The 15,143-nt window shown below is 60.2% G+C and carries 14 protein-coding genes; 8 read left to right on the top strand and 6 right to left on the bottom strand.

Annotated elements, in window-relative coordinates:
• Positions 1-3: 3 nt before the first annotated feature.
• Entirely contained in the window at positions 4-612 is a 609-nt protein-coding gene (gene hisB, locus PMI11_RS04205; protein WP_007813716.1) for an imidazoleglycerol-phosphate dehydratase HisB, read from the bottom strand.
• A 176-nt stretch (positions 613-788) separates the two neighbouring features.
• On the opposite strand from hisB, the gene hslV reads away from it, so the two are divergent.
• The 6 genes from hslV to PMI11_RS04175 all read left to right on the top strand — a co-directional run bounded on the left by hslV (position 789) and on the right by PMI11_RS04175 (position 7,975).
• A complete protein-coding gene (hslV, locus tag PMI11_RS04200) occupies positions 789-1,313 on the top strand; it encodes an ATP-dependent protease subunit HslV (RefSeq protein WP_007813715.1) in 525 nt (174 codons plus the stop codon).
• Entirely contained in the window at positions 1,310-1,813 is a 504-nt protein-coding gene (locus PMI11_RS04195) for a GNAT family N-acetyltransferase (RefSeq protein WP_007813713.1), read from the top strand. Before hslV ends, PMI11_RS04195 begins: the two co-directional genes overlap by 4 nt.
• Complete coding sequence (gene hslU, locus PMI11_RS04190) at positions 1,810-3,117, top strand: ATP-dependent protease ATPase subunit HslU (RefSeq protein WP_007813711.1); 1,308 nt, start codon at positions 1,810-1,812, stop codon at positions 3,115-3,117. Before PMI11_RS04195 ends, hslU begins: the two co-directional genes overlap by 4 nt.
• A 189-nt stretch (positions 3,118-3,306) precedes the next feature.
• Positions 3,307-4,254 (top strand): DUF1402 family protein, encoded by a 948-nt coding sequence (locus PMI11_RS04185; RefSeq protein ID WP_037070663.1) that lies wholly within the window; start codon positions 3,307-3,309, stop codon positions 4,252-4,254.
• Between the two features lie 47 nt (positions 4,255-4,301).
• Positions 4,302-5,714 carry a cytochrome P450 gene (locus PMI11_RS04180; protein WP_037070662.1) on the top strand — a complete coding sequence of 471 codons (1,413 nt, stop codon included), beginning with the start codon at positions 4,302-4,304 and terminating at the stop codon, positions 5,712-5,714.
• Between the two features lie 89 nt (positions 5,715-5,803).
• Positions 5,804-7,975: a malate synthase G gene (locus tag PMI11_RS04175; RefSeq protein WP_007813707.1), complete on the top strand. Its 2,172-nt coding sequence runs from the start codon at positions 5,804-5,806 to the stop codon at positions 7,973-7,975.
• 79 nt (positions 7,976-8,054) lie between these two features.
• Here PMI11_RS04175 and PMI11_RS04170 read toward each other — a convergent pair whose 3' ends face one another.
• Positions 8,055-8,738: a L,D-transpeptidase gene (locus tag PMI11_RS04170; protein WP_007813704.1), complete on the bottom strand. Its 684-nt coding sequence runs from the start codon at positions 8,736-8,738 to the stop codon at positions 8,055-8,057.
• 2 nt (positions 8,739-8,740) lie between these two features.
• Between PMI11_RS04170 and PMI11_RS37220 the strand changes: the two genes are divergently transcribed.
• Positions 8,741-8,911: a hypothetical protein gene (locus PMI11_RS37220; protein ID WP_157179592.1), complete on the top strand. Its 171-nt coding sequence runs from the start codon at positions 8,741-8,743 to the stop codon at positions 8,909-8,911.
• 9 nt (positions 8,912-8,920) lie between these two features.
• Positions 8,921-9,415 (top strand): MmcB family DNA repair protein, encoded by a 495-nt coding sequence (locus PMI11_RS04165; RefSeq protein WP_037070647.1) that lies wholly within the window; start codon positions 8,921-8,923, stop codon positions 9,413-9,415.
• On the opposite strand, the gene PMI11_RS04160 is transcribed toward PMI11_RS04165, so the two are convergent.
• The 4 genes from PMI11_RS04160 to PMI11_RS04145 all read right to left on the bottom strand — a co-directional run bounded on the left by PMI11_RS04160 (position 9,416) and on the right by PMI11_RS04145 (position 14,907).
• Positions 9,416-9,994: an ActR/PrrA/RegA family redox response regulator transcription factor gene (locus PMI11_RS04160; RefSeq protein WP_007813699.1), complete on the bottom strand. Its 579-nt coding sequence runs from the start codon at positions 9,992-9,994 to the stop codon at positions 9,416-9,418.
• 67 nt (positions 9,995-10,061) lie between these two features.
• Entirely contained in the window at positions 10,062-11,372 is a 1,311-nt protein-coding gene (locus PMI11_RS04155; RefSeq protein ID WP_007813698.1) for an ActS/PrrB/RegB family redox-sensitive histidine kinase, read from the bottom strand.
• A 125-nt stretch (positions 11,373-11,497) separates the two neighbouring features.
• Positions 11,498-13,963 carry an ATP-dependent helicase HrpB gene (gene hrpB / locus PMI11_RS04150; protein ID WP_007813695.1) on the bottom strand — a complete coding sequence of 822 codons (2,466 nt, stop codon included), beginning with the start codon at positions 13,961-13,963 and terminating at the stop codon, positions 11,498-11,500.
• Positions 13,960-14,907 (bottom strand): ornithine cyclodeaminase family protein, encoded by a 948-nt coding sequence (locus PMI11_RS04145; RefSeq protein WP_007813694.1) that lies wholly within the window; start codon positions 14,905-14,907, stop codon positions 13,960-13,962. The genes hrpB and PMI11_RS04145 overlap by 4 nt, the downstream gene beginning before the upstream one ends.
• Positions 14,908-15,143: the final 236 nt, after the last annotated feature.

Genomic DNA, 15,143 nt, shown 5'->3' with positions numbered 1-15,143 from the left:
GGCTCAGACGAGCGTGCCCTTCGTCGAGGGAACACGGCCCGCCTGTCTCGGATCGATCTCTGTCGCCGTGCGCAGGACGCGGGCGACGGCCTTGAAGCATGTCTCTGCAATATGGTGGTTGTTGGCACCATAGTGGTTGAGAATATGCAGGGTGATCCCGGCATTTTGCGCAAGCGCGTGGAAAAACTCGCGCACGAGTTCGGTATCGAAAGTACCGATTTTCGGCGCGCTGAACGAGACGTTCCAGACGAGGAAGGGACGGCCGGAGAGATCGACAGCCGCCTTCGTCATCGTCTCGTCCATGGCGAGATCGATCGAGGCGTAACGCGTGATGCCGCGGCGGTCGCCGAGCGCCTTCGAAATCGCCTGGCCGATTGCGATGCCGGTATCCTCGACCGTGTGATGGTCGTCGATATGCAGGTCGCCTTTGGCCTCGATTTCCATGTCGATCAGCGAATGTCGCGAAAGCTGTTCCAGCATATGATCGAAGAAGCCGACGCCCGTCGAAATCGTCGATTTGCCGGTGCCGTCGAGATTGACGGAAACGGAAATGGACGTCTCGTTGGTCTTGCGGGAAACGCTGCCCGTGCGGGTTACTGCGGTCTCGGCCATATGGCTTTCTCCTTGAAATCAAGGTGGTTCCTTATCAGGCGCATTGCGAAATATCCAGAAGCGCAAGGGCAGAAAAGCCAGGCCATTTGCAATCGCGGCGGACCCTCTTACATAGGGTTCAACGGCGCCGATATTCGGCGCTGAAACAGCCCGTGAGTTGGGGCAACAGGTGTTAGATGACGACAATTATAACAGTTCGAAAAGGCGGCAAGGTCATAGTAGCTGGCGATGGCCAGGTCAGCCTTGGCCAGACTGTCATGAAGGGCAACGCCCGCAAGGTGCGCCGTATCGGCAAGGGCGAGGTGATCGCCGGTTTCGCCGGTGCGACGGCTGACGCCTTCACCCTTCTGGAAAGACTTGAGAAGAAGCTCGAGCAATATCCGGGTCAGCTGATGCGCGCCGCCGTCGAGCTCGCCAAGGACTGGCGTACCGACCGTTACCTGCGCAATCTCGAAGCCATGATGCTGGTCGCCGACAAGTCGGTGACGCTGGCCATCACCGGCAATGGCGACGTGCTGGAGCCCGAGCATGGCGTCATGGCCATCGGTTCGGGCGGCAATTTCGCGCTTGCCGCAGCTCTTGCGCTTGCCGACACCGATAAGTCTGCCGAAGAGATCGCCCGTCGCGCGCTCGATATCGCTGCCGATATCTGCGTCTATACAAACCACAATGTCATCGTGGAAACGCTGGACGCGGAATGACGGATTATGCCTTCCGTTCCGTCACGGTGGCTGACCTGCCGCTTCTGGCCGAATGGCTGGAGCAACAGCATGTCCGCCGCTGGTGGGGCGAGCCGGAGGAGGCGCTGGTTTCGATTGAGGAGCATCTGCGTGATCCGGCGGTCGAACCCTACATAGTGACACTTGACGGCAGGGATTTTGCCTTCATTCAGGTGGCGGATCTCGATGATGAAGACGATGCCGCGCTGGACGGTCAGCCCGAAGGCACCTGTGGCATCGATCAGTTCATCGGCACCGAAACACTTCTGGGAAAGGGTCATGGCCCAGCCTTCATGGCGCATTTCTGCCGGACGCTTTTTGATAGGGGCAAGAACCGCGTCCTGGTCGATCCGCACCCGGACAACATCTTCGCAATCAGAGCTTATGCCAAGGCAGGCTTCCAAAGACTTGGCGAAACTACTACGAATTACGGCCGGGCGCTTCTGATGGCCCTGGACCGCCAGGAGAATGACAGACAATGACCACCTTTTCTCCCCGCGAGATCGTTTCCGAGCTCGACCGCTACATTATCGGCCAGCATGAGGCCAAGCGCGCCGTGGCGATTGCGCTGCGCAATCGTTGGCGCCGTCATCAGCTCGATCCGAGCCTGCGTGACGAAGTCATGCCGAAGAATATTCTGATGATTGGCCCGACCGGCGTCGGCAAGACGGAAATCTCCCGTCGCCTCGCCAAGCTCGCCGGTGCACCTTTCATCAAGGTCGAGGCCACGAAGTTCACCGAAGTCGGTTATGTCGGCCGCGACGTCGAGCAGATCATCCGCGATCTCGTCGAGGTCGGCATCGGCCTGGTGCGCGAAAAGAAGCGTACTGAGGTTCAGGCCAAGGCCCATATGAGCGCCGAAGAGCGCGTTCTCGATGCGCTGGTCGGTGCGACCGCCTCGCCCGCCACACGTGAAAGCTTCCGCAAGAAACTGCGCAACGGCGAGCTCGACGACAAGGAAATCGATATCGAAGTGGCCGATACCGGCTCCGGCATGGGCGGTTTCGATATCCCGGGCATGCCGGGCGCCAATATCGGCGTGCTGAATCTGTCGGAAATGTTCGGCAAGGCGATGGGCGGCCGCACCAAGAAGGTGCGCACCACGGTCAAGGCCTCCTACACCGACCTGGTCCGCGACGAGTCCGACAAACTGATCGACAATGAAGTCATTCAGCGTGAGGCTGTGCGCTCGGTCGAGAATGACGGCATCGTCTTCCTCGACGAAATCGACAAGATCGCGGCCCGCGATGGCGGTGTCGGCGCCGGCGTTTCCCGCGAAGGCGTCCAACGCGACCTGCTGCCGCTCGTCGAAGGCACGACGGTTTCCACCAAATACGGCCCGGTGAAGACGGATCACATCCTCTTCATCGCCTCCGGCGCCTTCCATGTTTCCAAGCCGTCGGATCTGCTGCCGGAATTGCAGGGCCGCTTGCCGATCCGTGTCGAGCTTCGTCCGCTGAACAAGGAAGACTTCCGCCGCATCCTGACGGAAACCGAGGCAAGCCTCATTCGCCAGTACAAGGCGCTGATGGAAACCGAAAGCCTGACGCTCGATTTCACCGATGACGCGATCGATGCACTCGCCGATGTCGCTGTCCATCTGAACTCCTCCGTCGAAAATATCGGCGCGCGCCGCCTGCAGACGGTCATGGAGCGGGTCCTGGACGACATCTCTTATAACGCACCGGATCGCGCCGGCACGGATGTGAAGATCGACGCCGCTTACGTGCGTGAGCATGTCGGCGATCTCGCGCAGAATACCGACCTGTCGCGCTTCATCCTGTGATAGGGGGAAACATCGTTTCCTGTCTTTGCGCAGATAATGCAAAAACTTTGACGATCTGAACTCTCGACAGCAGGCCTTTTACTTTTTAGTGAAAGGCCTGCTTTGTTTTTTGTACGGCTTTATTCGGACAAGATTCTGGTCCAGTCAGCCGCGACACAAAGACGACAGGGAAAGACGGGAAAGCAGATCGTGCGACGCCTTTTGACAAGCCTTGTGATTGCCATGACCCTTGCGGGCTCGGTACCTGCCTTTGCGGCGCAGGTCGTTCCGCCCGGCAACCGTCATGCCGAGCAGCCGGATATTCCAGGCGCTTCGGTCCGCCGCACCAAGGGCACCAAGACGACCTTCGATATCAAATATGAGAAGGTGTACGACCTCCTGTCGACCGACCACGAGCTCCTGGGCAAGATAAAGAAGGTCTCAAACGCTTACGGCATCAATCCCATTCATGTGATCGGCGCGATCGTTGGCGAACATACTTATAATGTCGATGCCTATGACCGCCTGCAGGCCTATTACGTGAAGGCCGCTTCCTATGCCGGTGAGAGCTTCCGCTTTGCCTATGATGGCGAGAACGTCGACGATTTTGTCGACCGGCCGCAATTTGCCGCCTGCAACGGCAAGAGCGATTCCTACACGCTCTGGACTTGCCGCGAGGATGTCTGGGAAAGTGATTTTCGTGGAAAGACCGTCGGTGGCAAGAGCTTCCCGAACAACCGCTTCAGCGCCGTCTTCTTCCAGCCCTTCTATGCAGGCCAGACCTTCGGCCTTGGCCAGGTCAATCCGCTGACGGCGTTGATGCTGTCTGACCTCGTATCCCGCGTTTCCGGCTATCCGAAGCTGAACGAGAAGAATGCCGGCTCGGTTTACAAGGCAATCATGGACCCAGACATCTCGCTCGCCTTCGTCGCCGCCTCGATCCGCAGGTCGATCGACGACTACAAGGAGATCGCCGGCATGGATATCTCCGGCAATCCAGGGGTGACAGCCACGCTTTATAATGTCGGCAATTCCCGCCAGCGCGCCGCAGCCCTTGCCGCCAAGAATCGTTCCTCCGGCACGGCGGTTTGGCCGGAAGAGAATTATTACGGCTGGCTGATCAACGACAAACTGGACCAGCTCAAGGGCCTGCTCTAACTTCAGGCCTGCCGGGAAGACGATATCTCCCGGGAAAGGCTATGCTGATGGACATGCGTCCGGAACCATTCGTACCGCCGGCACCGCTGCCGCGCACCGTGCCGCCGTCGCGGCTCGAGATCATCAGGACGATTTTCCGCAACCCGCTCGAGCTCTGGGGCGAACAGTCCTATACGCTGCCCTGGATCCGCACCAATTTCTTCGGTCAGAGAACGCTGATCGTCAACGATCCCGGCCTTATCAAACATGTGCTGGTCGATAACGCCAACAACTACCGCATGTCCGATGTCCGTCAGCTCGTCCTGCGCCCGATCCTGCGCGATGGGCTTCTGACCGCGGAAGGCCCCGTCTGGAAGCGCTCGCGCAAGGCTGTCGCCCCTGTCTTCACGCCTCGGCATGCCAAGGGCTTTGCCAGCCAGATGCTGCGTCAGTCGGAAGACTATGCCCGCAAATATGCAGATGTCGGCGACGCCGGCACGATTTTCGATATCAGCACCGACATGACGGAACTGACCTTCGCCATTCTCGCAGATACGTTGTTTTCCGGTGAGATCGTCACATCGAGCGGCCACTTCGCCGATGATGTCAACGAGCTGCTGCATCGCATGGGCCGCGTCGATCCGATGGATCTGCTGCGGGCCCCGTCCTGGGTTCCACGTGTGACACGCATCGGCGGCCAGAAGGTCCTGGAGAAATTCCGCGCCATCGTCCGCAACACCATGGATATGCGGCTCGCCAAGATGAAAGCCGACCGCAGCACGGCGCCGAACGATTTCCTGACCCTGCTGTTGGAGCAGGCCGGTCCCGATGGCCTGACGAAGGAGGAGATCGAGGACAATATCCTGACCTTCATCGGTGCGGGTCACGAGACAACCGCCCGCGCGCTCGCCTGGACGCTCTATTGTGTCTCCAACAGCCCGCATATCCGCGAGGCGATGGAAGAGGAGATCGACAGGATCCTCGCGTCAGGCGCGGAACCGGTCGAATGGCCGGATCTGATGCCGCAGACCCGCGCCGCCTTCGAGGAGGCACTCCGCCTTTATCCGCCAGCTCCTTCGATCAATCGCGCTGCCATTGCAGATGATTCCTGGACCAGCCCCAAGGGCGAGCGTGTCGAGATCGAGGCCGGCGTCACCGTGCTCGTCATGCCCTGGACGCTGCATCGCCACGAGCTCCATTGGGATCGGCCGCGCGCCTATATGCCGGAACGATTCCTGCCGGAAAACCGTGCTTCCATCGGCCGTTTCCAGTTCCTGCCGTTCGGCGCCGGTCCGCGCGTCTGCATCGGCGCTACCTTTGCGCTTCAGGAGGCCGTTATCGCGCTGGCCGTCCTGATGCAGCGCCACCGTTTCGATTCGACCGATCAGACGAATCCCTGGCCGGTACAGAAGCTGACGACGCAGCCGCAAAACGGCCTTCCGATGCGCGTGACCCGCCGGACTGTTTCCAAGCCTGCATAAATCTTTCGAATTGTTGCTGAATTGACTGTGAATGAAAGCCGGGCAAAGTGGCAGCATGAAAAAAGCTGCCACTGCAAGGGAGACACCGCATGAGCCGCATTGAAAAGAATGGTCTCTTCATCGAAGCCGTCCTTCATGATTTCCTCGTGAAGGAGGCATTGCCGGGCCTCGCAATCGATGCGGACAAGTTCTTCGCCGATTTCTCGGCGATCGTACATGATCTGGCGCCGAAGAACCGCGCGCTGCTTTTGAAGCGCGACCAGCTGCAGGCAAGGATCGACGACTGGTATCGCCAAAATGGCGCACCGACGGATATGGACGCCTATCAGTCCTTCCTGAAAGAGATCGGCTATCTCCTGCCCGAGGGGCCGGATTTTCAGGTTTCGACTGCCAATGTCGATGCCGAGATCGCCTCTCTTGCCGGCCCGCAGCTCGTGGTTCCCGTCATGAACGCCCGCTACGCGCTGAATGCCGCCAATGCCCGCTGGGGCTCGCTCTATGACGCGCTCTATGGCACCGATGCCATCCCGGAAACGGACGGTGCCGAAAAGGGCAAGGGTTACAACCCCAAGCGCGGCGAAAGGGTCATTGCCTGGGTACGCAATTTCCTCGATTCCGCCGTTCCCCTCGATGGCAGCTCCTGGAAGAATGTCGGCTCCTTCGCCGTCAAGAATGGTGTTCTGGCGATTGCTGCCGTCGATGGCAAAGCAATGGCGCTGAAAGATGCCGGACATTTGGCCGGCTATCGCGGCGATGCCAATGCGCCGTCCCATATTCTCCTGAAGAATAATGGCGTCCATATCGAAATCGTGCTCGATGCCTCGACCGCGATCGGCAAGACCGATCCGGCCCATATTTCCGACGTCTGGCTGGAATCGGCCATCACCACGATCATGGACTGCGAAGATTCCATTGCCGCCGTCGACGCCGAGGACAAGGTCGTCGTCTACCGCAATTGGCTCGGCCTGATGAAGGGCGACCTGCAGGAGGAAGTGGCCAAGGCCGGTTCGACATTCGTTCGCAAGCTCAATCCGGATATCGCCTACACGGCGCCCGGCGGGCAAAGCTTCGAACTGCATCGCCGCTCGCTGATGCTGGTGCGCAATGTCGGCCACCTCATGACCAATCCGGCGATCGTCGATCGCGATGGCAACGAGGTTCCGGAAGGCATCATGGATGCCGTGATCACCGGCCTGATAGCGCTCTACGACATCGGCCCATCCGGACGCCGCAAGAATTCGCATGCCGGCTCCATGTATGTCGTCAAGCCGAAGATGCATGGCCCCGAAGAGGTCGCCTTCGCAGTAGAGATCTTCTCGCGCGTCGAGGATGTCCTCGGCATGGCGCGCAACACCATGAAGATGGGCATCATGGACGAGGAGCGCCGCACGACGGTCAATCTCAAGGAGTGCATCCGCGCTGCCCGCGAACGGGTCGTCTTCATCAACACGGGCTTCCTCGATCGCACAGGCGATGAAATCCATACCTCGATGGAAGCCGGCCCGATGATCCGTAAAGGCGACATGAAGCAGGCCGCCTGGATTGGAGCCTACGAAAACTGGAACGTCGATATCGGCCTCGAATGCGGCCTCTCCCGCCATGCGCAGATCGGCAAGGGCATGTGGGCCATGCCCGATCTGATGGCCGCAATGCTGGAGCAGAAGATCGCCCATCCGAAGGCCGGGGCTAACACCGCCTGGGTGCCGTCGCCGACGGCCGCCACTCTGCATGCCACGCATTATCACCAGATCAATGTCGCCAAGGTGCAGGAAGGCCTGAAGGATCGTACTCGCGCCAAGCTCTCCGATATTCTCTCGGTGCCGGTCGTTGTGCGGCCGAACTGGACGCCGGAAGAGGTCCAGCGCGAACTCGACAACAATGCCCAGGGCATTCTGGGTTACGTCGTACGCTGGGTCGACCAGGGCATCGGCTGCTCGAAAGTGCCAGACATCAACAATGTCGGCCTCATGGAAGACCGCGCGACACTGCGGATTTCCGCCCAGCACATGGCGAACTGGCTGCACCACAAAATCGTCACGAAGGAGCAGGTCGTCGAAACGATGAAGCGTATGGCCGCCGTCGTCGACCAGCAGAATGCCGGCGATTCGGCCTATATCCAGATGGCCGGAAATTTCGATGATTCGATCGCCTTCCAGGCAGCACTCGATCTGGTCCTGAAGGGCAGGGAACAGCCGAATGGCTACACCGAGCCGGTCCTGCATCGCCGCCGCATCGAACTCAAGGCAAAGCTGACCGCCTGAGCCTGAGCATGCCAGATACAAAAAGGACGCCGGACCCAAAAGTCCGGCGGCCTTTTTTATACCGAATTCAGCTTTTAGCTTACTGGATAACAATGACCTTGGAAGTGGTCTTGCCCGGACGGACGCGGCTGTAGAGATCGATCACGTCCTGGTTCATCAGGCGGATGCAGCCCGACGAAGCGGCAGTGCCGATCGAGGCCCATTCCGGGGTACCATGCAGGCGGAAGAGCGTGTCCTGGCCCTTCTCGTTGAAGAGATACATGGCGCGTGCGCCGAGCGGGTTGGTGAGGCCCGGACCCATGCCGTCTTCGACATACTTGGCGATTTCAGGACGACGGACGGCCATTTCCTTCGGCGGATGCCAGTTTGGCCATTCCTGCTTCCAGGCAACATAGGCCGTGCCGGACCATGCGAAGCCCTGCTTGCCGACGCCGATCCCGTAACGGACGGCTTTGCCGTTGGGCAGGATGTAATAGAGGTGACGCTCGCGCGTGTTGACGATGATCGTGCCCGGACGCTCGTCGCTCTGGTAGCTGACGATCTGTCGGCGGAATTCCGGCTTGACGCGGTCGATCGGAATTGCCGGCAGGGAGTATCCGGCATCCGAGGTTACGCCGTAGGCGTCATTGAAGATTTGTGCCGTCTGAACGGTCGGACCTGCGCCCTTTTCATCGACGGACGCGGATTCGGACGTCGTGGAGCAGCCGGCCAGTGCCAGGGTCGCCAGCAGGCCAAATACAGGGAATGCATTGCGGATGCGCATGGATGACTCGTGAAGGTTTTGGGGCAAGGGAGGATAGTCTTTCGACCATCGTTGCTTATGGTTTATTTTCGATTAACTTTGCCTTTGCAAGGCTGCTGCGGTGCGACAAAATCCATCTGCGCCGCAAATTAAAAGCGCATGGCTTTTTTGCAACAATAACCAAGGCCCCCTGACACTTATCCATGACGATTTTGAGCGTTTATAATAACAATCCGTTAATCGATGGCCGGCAATCGGACAGGGCCATGATGGTGCGCCGTGGCATGCAGATTTTGCTCCACGATATGCGCCATGCGGTGCTGCCGGAACTGCCGCTGGCGAGCGGCCGCCGGGCCGATCTGATTACGATCTCTGAAAAGGGAGAGGTCTGGATCATCGAGATCAAGACGTCGATCGAGGACTTCAAGGTCGATCGCAAATGGCCGGATTACCGTCTGCATTGCGACCGGCTATTCTTTGCAACACACAAGGATGTGCCTGTCGATATCTTCCCAGAGGAGTGCGGCCTTTTTCTTTCAGATGGTTACGGGGCGCATATGCTGCGCGAGGCACCTGAACACCGTCTGCCGCCGGCGACCCGCAAGGCTGTAACGCTCAACTTTTCGCGCGCAGCCGCGCAGCGGCTGATGATGGCCGAATGGGCAAACGGCAAGCCGTTCAACGTGGATGATGTCTGACTATTTCGGCGCGCGTTTGGCGAGGATGCGCTGCAGCGTGCGGCGGTGCATGTTGAGCCGGCGTGCCGTCTCAGACACGTTGCGCTCACACATTTCGTAGACACGCTGGATATGCTCCCAGCGCACGCGATCCGCCGACATGGGGTTCTCAGGCAGTTCCGCCTTCTCCCCAGGTCGTTGCGTGAGCGCCGCAAACACATCATCTGCGTCGGCAGGCTTCGCCAGGTAATCCACAGCTCCGAGCTTCACTGCCGTCACCGCAGTGGCAATATTGCCGTAGCCCGTCAGCACGATGATTCGCGTGTCGTCGCGGCGCTGGCGAATCGCCTCGATGACATCGAGACCGTTTCCGTCACCGAGTCTTAAGTCGACCACTGCATATTTCGGCGGCCGCCCCCGGGACTTCGCCACACCTTCCGCCACCGATTCGGCCGTTTCCACATGAAAGCCGCGTGCCTCCATGGCCCGTGCTAAACGACGCAGAAAGGGGCCGTCATCGTCGACGATCAGCAGGCTCGGGTCGGGCCCGATATGCTCCTCGTTGGAGCCGGCGGAAATCTCGTGGTTCTGATCTGTCATCGCTACGGTCCCGGCGGTTGAATGTCCGAATGCGTCAACCGCTTCTATTCTGTTTATGCCCACAAAGTCATTTTGTCGAATTTGCGTCTATCAATACGCGCGGCCATTCGATTCGAATGCGAGCGCCGGCGTTTTCCGGATCGCGGTTTTCGAAAATCAAAGATGCGCCGGATCGCTCCAGCAGCGTTTTGGCGATGAAAAGCCCCAGTCCCAGGCCTCCAGCCGTATCTTCCCTCTGCCGTTTGGTGACGTAGGGTTCGCCGATCCGTGTCAGAATATCGGGCGCGTAGCCGTTACCGTCGTCCTCGATGACGATGAGCACCTTTTCGTGATCGTGCTCGACCGTGACCGTCACCTTCTCCCGCGCATAGTCGATAGCGTTCTCGACGAGGTTGCCGAGCCCATACATGATGCCGGCATTGCGGTCGGTAACAGGCTCGCCCCTGCGCGGGCTCTTCTCTACCAATTCCAGCTTGATGCCGAATTCCCGATGTGGCGCCACGATTTCTTCCATCATCGAGGAGAGGGGTAGCCGCCGCAGATGCGCCTCGCCCTCGGCAGAGAGCGTCGTCAGCCGGCGAAGGATATCGCGGCAGCGCTCGCTCTGGCTACGCAGAAGCTGCACATCCTCGCGGAACCGGTCGTCATTCTTGAGCTCGCGCTCCATCTCCTTGGCAACGACGCTGATCGTGGCAAGCGGCGTGCCGAGCTCATGGGCCGCAGCGGCTGCAAGCCCGTCGAGCTGGGATAGATGCTTCTCCCGCTGCAGCACCAGCTCTGTCGCCGCCAGCGCGTCGGCAAGCTGGCTCGCTTCCATCGACACCCGATAGGCATAGAAAGCGGCAAAGGCCATGGTCGAGGCGATCGAACACCAGACGCCGAACTGCATGACATTGTGGACGTTGATTTCCATCCCGTCGAACCACGGAAGCGGAAAAGGGGAGAAGGCAAGCACGGTAATGCAGACCATTGCAAAGCCGATCAATGGCGTACTGTAACGGATCGGCTGTGAGGCGAAGGAAATGATGACGGGAACGCAGACCAATGCCGCAAAGGGATTGGCAAGGCCGCCAGTAATGAAGAGCAGCGCGCAGAGCTGTAGAAGGTCGAAACCCAAAAGCGCGAAAGCGGCACGCGGCTCAAGCCGGTGAGTCGGCGGATAACGAATCGTCAGATAGAAATTCACCGCGGCGAGTGCCGCAATCAGCGAGCAGCTGGCAACCAGCGGCAGGGGAAATTTCAACAGGAACGCGACGATGAAGACTGTTACCGCCTGGCCGGTGACCGCCAGCCATCGTAATCGCACCAAAGTCTGCAGGCGTAGCCTGCGGCTGCTTAGCCTGTCTTCCCGTGTCTGGATTTCGGTCTTCTCAATCACGCCACACTCCTACAGCATCGCCCGAAAATCAGAATCGATTTTCAGAAAGCCTGATGCGTAGATTCAAAGAGTTAGAGCGTCCTTTGCGCGTCCGAATGGACGCAGGGCGCTCCAACACCGGCGGATTATGTACCACGGGGCTTTGCCCTTGTCGTCGGCACCGCTTCATCAGGCTTTTCCGGCCAGGGATGTCTTGGATAGCGCCCCCGCATATCCGCGCGCACATCCTTCCACGAGCCCGCCCAGAAACCTGGCAGGTCGCGGGTCGTCTGGATCGGCCTGTGGGCTGGCGAAGTAAGCTCCAGCAGCAAAGGCAATCGTCCACCGGCGACCGCCGGATGCTGCTTGAGACCGAAGAGCTCCTGTACCCGGATCGTCAGCGTCGGCTCTTCGCCGTCGTATTGTATCGGATGGCGTTGCCCCGTCGGCGCCTCGAAATGCGTTGGTGCGAGCCGTGCGAGATCACGCTGCAGGTCGTGTGGCACGAGTGCCATCAGTCCGCTGGAGAGCCCAGAGGCGGAAATATCCGAAAGCCCTCGCGCGTCCATCTGGAAAGGGATGAACCAGTCTTCCATGCGGTCAAGCAGTGCTTCGTCGCTCATATCGGGCCATGGTTCACCGATCGTCCGGTGCAGGAAGCCGATCCGCTCCCGAAGCTGCAGAGCCTCCTTGGAAAAGGGAAGCTGATCGAGCCCCAGCTCCTGCAATCCTTGCGCAAGCGCCCGTACTACCGCCTCGCCCGAGGGGCGTGGAAGCGGCGCTTCCTCGAAAACGATCGCGCCGAGTCTTGTGGCCCGGCGTGCCCGCACCTGCCGGCTCTGCCTGTCGAAAAAGGTCTGATCGTCCGTCCGGATTTCGCCCGGCAGCTCGGCTTCGATGTCGGCGCGGGAGACGTCCGCTGCTGCCAGAATTCTTCCCTGCGCGGCCCGACCCGTCAGATCGGCGATTACCAGCATTTGGCTGCCGGCCAGCCGCTCGGTCTCTGCAAGCTCGGCGCCTCGGCCGTTCGCCATGACATACCGCCCGCGCGCCCCGCGCTGAAGTGCGATTCGATCCGGGAACGCATGCAGCAGAAGCCTTCCTGCGAGCGCAGGTTCAGCGCTCGAAACCCGATTGAAACCTTCTGAGAGCCTTCCTGCGAGCCGTCTCGAAGCCTCGGCCCTTTCGCCTTTTTCACCTTTGAACCGCCGCAGACGCTCTTCCAGATCGATGCTGGTGCCGCCGAGCCCCTGCTCGGTCAGCAGCACGGATATCAGCGCCGCATCCTTGGCATGACCCGATTCGCCAGCCGAGACCACCATGGCAGCCAGCCGCGGCGGCAGGGCGAGGTCGCGCATCACCTTCCCTCGCGGGGTCAACGCGCCGTCTTTGTCCAGCGCGCCAAGCTGCACCAATAGCGCGCGTGCCTCTTTGATTGTCGTCTCCGGCGGCTGATCGACAAAGGCGAGCGATTTCGTATCCTGTACGCCCCAATGGGCGAGGTCGAGCACGAGACCGGAAAGATCGCTCGAAAGAATCTGTGGTGGCGTGAAGGCCGGAAGTGCCGCCGTCTGGCCCTGATGCCACAGGCGGATTGTGATGCCAGGTTCTGTCCTTCCCGCGCGGCCGGCGCGCTGGTCGGCCGAAGCGCGCGACACCCGCACGGTTTCCAGCCGCGTGATGCCCGTCGATGCCTCGAAGACCGGTAGTCGCTGCAGCCCGCTGTCGATCACGATCCGTACGCCGTCGATAGTGATCGAAGTTTCGGCAATCGAAGTCGCAAGCACGATTTTGCGCGTGCCCGGTGCCGCAGGGCGGATCGCCGCATCCTGCTCCTTCTGGCTGAGATTGCCGTAGAGCGGCGCAATCAGCGTCTCGGCGCCGAACCGCCCCTCGAGCCGCTCTGCCGTCCGGGTGATCTCCGCCTGGCCAGGGAGGAAGGCGAGAATCGATCCGGATTCGCTCGCATGAAAACTGATGATCGCCCGCACCATCGCGTCTTCAATGCGCTCGCCGCCCGGCCGGTCCTGATAGTGGATATCAACCGGAAAGCTTCGCCCCGTACTCTCGATGACGGGCGGATGATTAAGCAGCGCAGCGACCCGTTCGATGTCGAGCGTGGCCGACATGACAAGGATACGCAGGTCCTCGCGAAGCGCCGATTGAACGTCGAGCGCCAGCGCAAGGCCGAAATCGGCATCCAGCGACCGCTCGTGGAATTCGTCGAAGATGACGGTGGAGACTCCGGAGAGTTCGGGATCATCAAGAATCATGCGGGCGAAGACGCCCTCGGTGACAACCTCAATCCGCGTCCTGGCCGATATCCTGTTGTCCAGGCGCATGCGGTAGCCGACCGTTTCGCCCACCTGCTCGCCAAGCAGGGACGCCATGCGGCTCGCCGCGGCGCGCGCCGCCAGCCGGCGCGGCTCCAGCAGGATGATCTTCCCGTCGTCGCGCCAGGCCTGGCCAAGCAGATGAAGCGGCACGAGCGTCGTTTTGCCGGCGCCTGGAGGAGCCGAAAGCACGGCTCGCTTCTCCTTGCCAAGCGCCGCGCTGATATCAGGCAGCACATGCGAAACCGGAAGCTCCGGCAAAGAAGGCGTCGTCTTCACTTTCGGCCCGTCACCATTTCATAGGCAAGGATGGCAGCAGCCAGATCCTCGAGCGCTGCACCGACGGATTTGAAGAGCGTGATCTCCTGATCATCTTTCCGCCTGTCACAGGCACCCGATATCAGCTCTGCCAGTTCACCGCGTATATCGCTCTCTTTCAGCAGCCCGCTCCTCAAAGGTTGGACGATGTCGCCGCCTTCGCTCAGCGCACCTGCCCTCGTGTCAACATAGACGGCGGAGCGCAGCACGGCCGCATCGTCGCTCTCCCGCATGCTGGGCTTAAAGGCGCCGACCAGATCGAGATGGGCGCCGGGCCTCAGCCATTCGCCACGAACAAGTGGCTCACTGGAGAGTGTCGCACAGGAAATGATATCAGCTGTTCTTGCGGCCGCTTCAATATCGCTCACCGCCTCGGCCCGTAGCCCAAGAGCCCGCGCTTCCTCCGCCGCCCTCTCCGCCGCCTCGCTATTGCGTCCCCAGATACGGTAGCGCCGGATCGACCTGACTGTCCCGTGTGCCTGCATGAGGTTAAGTGAAAGTCGGCCGGTGCCGCAGACCAGCATTTCTTCTGCATCTGTCCGGGAAAGATAGCGCGATGCCAAGGCCGAGGTCGCTGCCGTCCGCCGCGCCGTCAATTCTCCGCCCTCGATGACGGCCAGCATCTGTCCGGTTGCCGCAGAAGAAAGCAGATAGCTCCCGAAGATCGCAGGCAGGCTGCGACGAACATTGCCGGGAAACACCGAAACCGTCTTGATGCCCGTATATTGTCCGGGAAGCCAGGCCGGCATGAGCAGCAGGGTGGCATTCTCTTCTCCTGGAACCTCCATGTCGTGATGATGGCGGACGGGCATGACGCAATCACTTCGAAACATCGCTTCGATTGCATCGATGAGCTGCACCCAAGGCAGCGCTGACCGCGTCTGGTCTTCATCGAGGACAAGCATTCCGAACTCCCCAAAGGCATGGATATATCCGTGTCAAACTACCGATCGGGACGGTTGAGGCAAGCGTCCTGGAAATCACCTGCACGCCGGCCCATATAAAGGCAGCACACGAAGCCGACGCTGATTGGCCGGAATCGGCGAAAGTCAATCCGAAACGGGGTGATTTGACGGGAAAATTCCTCCCTTCGACCGGATGCCGTAAAACTGTCAACAAAATCAACCTGTTACAAAAATGT

The organism is Rhizobium sp. CF142 (assembly GCF_000281145.1).
GTDB lineage: Bacteria > Pseudomonadota > Alphaproteobacteria > Rhizobiales > Rhizobiaceae > Rhizobium.
This window is presented reverse-complemented; position numbering and strand designations above follow the sequence as displayed.